The 2695-nt window shown below is 65.0% G+C and carries 3 protein-coding genes and 1 pseudogene; 3 read left to right on the top strand and 1 reads right to left on the bottom strand.

Features of this window, described 5'->3' with window-relative positions; genetic code table 11:
- From lexA to MOV75_RS33720, 3 genes are all read left to right on the top strand, one after another.
- The coding region (gene lexA / locus MOV75_RS33730) for a transcriptional repressor LexA (RefSeq protein WP_247007500.1) at positions 1–384 on the top strand (384 nt) is incomplete at its 5' end.
- Positions 385–784: 400 nt separating this feature from the next.
- The gene (locus MOV75_RS33725; protein WP_246929874.1) at positions 785–1219 is read left to right on the top strand and encodes a hypothetical protein; all 435 of its coding nucleotides are present in this window, start codon (positions 785–787) and stop codon (positions 1217–1219) included.
- A 221-nt stretch (positions 1220–1440) separates the two neighbouring features.
- Positions 1441–2382, top strand: a complete 942-nt coding sequence (locus MOV75_RS33720) for a GAF domain-containing protein (protein ID WP_247007498.1) — start codon at positions 1441–1443, stop codon at positions 2380–2382.
- Between the two features lie 10 nt (positions 2383–2392).
- Here MOV75_RS33720 and MOV75_RS33715 read toward each other — a convergent pair.
- Positions 2393–2695 (bottom strand): annotated as a pseudogene (locus MOV75_RS33715) (competence protein ComEC); the annotation flags it as partial.

The raw sequence follows: 2695 nt of genomic DNA, 5'->3' as shown, positions 1-2695 counted from the left end.
CGGCCCGTTGCGGTGCCCGTGATGGGCCGCATCGCAGCCGGCACGCCGATCGAGGCGTTGCAGACCCGCAGCCACACCATCAGCGTGCCGCCCGACATGCTCGGCTCTGGCGAGCATTACGCCCTCGAGGTGCGCGGCGATTCCATGGTCGAGGCCGGTATCCTCGACGGCGACATGGCGCTGATCCAGCGCAACGAGAGCGCCGATACCGGTGACATCGTGGTGGCGCTGATCGACGACGAGGAGGCCACGCTCAAGCGCTTCCGCCGCCGCGGCGCCTCGATCGCACTCGAGCCCGCCAATGCCGCCTACGAGGTGCGCATCCTGCCGCCGAACCGCGTGAAGATTCAGGGCAAGCTGATCGGGCTTTACCGGAAGTACTGAGACCCTTCGGCGGTCATTCGATACCAATGATCCTGATTGGAGCGGATCTGATCCGTTCCTGCTGGGCAGTCTTCTGGCTTTGCGCAGATTGTCCGGCCCCTTTCCAGCGCGACGCCTCGGCATGTCGCCGCCAGGCACTTATCACTTGGCGGTATCGAGGCCTCGAGCAGACAATGATACATCGGCGCTCGGGCGCTCGCGGGCCGCTGACGCTCGTCTTCGCCGAATGCATTGATGTGAGCTTTGTTCCTAGCGGATTCGAAAAGATAATTTGATCGCATCCCGCGGGCCAGCCGCAGATTTGCCCACAACCAAGCAGAGCTTTATGTGCTTCCACTCTGATAGAGGCTTGCGCCTCCGAGGGAGGCGCGGGTTGCTATCTTCGCATGAGGAGCACCCGATGTGTGACTACAGCCTACATGCCGTTGCATCGCGCCCCGCCGAAGTCGGCGAGACGATCGTGTCGACAACGTTCCGCGGCACCTCGACGCGTGGTTTTGCTTCTGCGGCCGATCCGACCGTGGCCGTCTGCCTGCTGCCGGGGACGGAGCTCGCCTTCGCCGACAACGTCCGTTATGACAATCGATGGATCTGGACGCGTACCGTCAACTCTCGCGTCGGCAAGTTCGGCAAGATTGATCCGCACATTCCCGATCGCCATCACGACGCGATCGAATTCCCGGATGGAAAATACGTGCTGGTGACGCAGCTCGTCGAAGGCCAGCACGCAACCGTGCTGCAACTGCCGGTGACCCAGCCCGTCAGCGAGCGCGAGCACAAGCCGCAGATCGTCGCCGACAACCGGCCGACGGTCACGCGCCTGCCGATCGGCTGACGCCACCCCGACCGACAACAGGTCGGGCCAGGATTGAAATGCCATCGCCGGCCGAGGCCGGCGAGCCCGGCGGGTTTGTGTCTTCACGAAAATCGATCGGCGAGCCCCGCCGCCGCACATCGTCGCCGCACGAAGTTTAAGCCGTCCTGCCTGAATTTTGAACGTCCGCTCCGCAGCCAAATGTCCGATGCTGTCGTGGCTTGAGGCGGCGGACACGCTCGATGAAGACCTTCATTCGCGTCGTTGAACTCTGGATACCTGACCGGACGCGCATGCGGCTGGAATTCGGCGGCGGCCTCTACGACGAAGGCCTGTCCGCATTCAAGACCGCCAGCGCAGAGCTGCATTTCGGATATGGCGAGGGGCTTCCAGGCAAGGCCTGGGCCTCAGGCCATCCCGTCATCCTCACGACATTCGCCAACTCCTATTTCAAGCGGACCGATCAGGCCGTCGCGGCCGGCCTCACCTGCGGCGTGGCGGTGCCGGTGTTTGCAGGCGAATTCCTGCAAGCCGTGATGGTGCTGCTCTGCGGCGACGACGAGGCGCATGTCGGCGCGATCGAACTCTGGCACAACGATCCTGATCGCTCCCACGAGATGGCGCTTGTCGACGGCTATTACGGCACGGCGGACATGTTCGAATTCAACTCCCGCCACACCAAGTTTCCTCGCGGCTTCGGCCTGCCCGGACGCACCTGGAAGGCGGGTCTGCCGCTGATCGTCAAGGACCTGCACGACGCCAGGAGCTTCCTGCGCTGGGAGGACGCGGCCAAGATCGGGATCAATTTGGGGGTCGGCGTGCCCTACCGAACCGGCGCCGACCAGACCTGGGTTCTGACATTCCTCTCCGCGCAGGCAACGCCGATTGCGCGACGCGTCGAGATCTGGGTCCCGAACGAAGCCCGTTCGGCGCTGGTCCTGCGTGCCGGCGATTGCAGCGCGCACACCGACCTTGCCGCTCGCTATGCGACGCAATCCATTGCCAGGGGCGAAGGCGGTATCGGCGGCGCCTGGGCCGCCGGCATGCCAGTGCTCAACGACGATCTCAGCCATGACGGCTCGATCGCCGGCGCCGAGGCCTGCGCAGCCGGGTTGAGCCGGATGGTGGCCCTGCCGGTCATCGGCAACGCAAGGCTGGAAGCCGTGCTGGCCTGGTATCTGTAGATCGATCGCGTCAATCGTCGGCCTGCAGGTCGGTCTCCGATGGCGTTGCGTCGCGGTTGCGGGGTGCCGCCTTCGGCGCGAGGCTGCCGTCGAAATCACCTTCGCCGGCACCGGCCGGTAACCATGGGCGGTTCGTGCCTCTCGCCCTCACCGCCTGAACCGAAAAACCACCGCCACGCTGTGTCAGAGCCAGCGCACCCTGGCGAAGGAGCCGTTTCCGGTCCACCACCATCGCCGCGCAATCGGGCGGCGCGGGCCGTGACGTCACCACCAGCGTGGCCCGGCTGCAATCGTCCGCCAACGCGTCGATGCG

The sequence above is a fragment of the Bradyrhizobium sp. PRIMUS42 genome (assembly GCF_023006515.1).
Lineage (GTDB): Bacteria > Pseudomonadota > Alphaproteobacteria > Rhizobiales > Xanthobacteraceae > Bradyrhizobium.
This window is presented reverse-complemented; position numbering and strand designations above follow the sequence as displayed.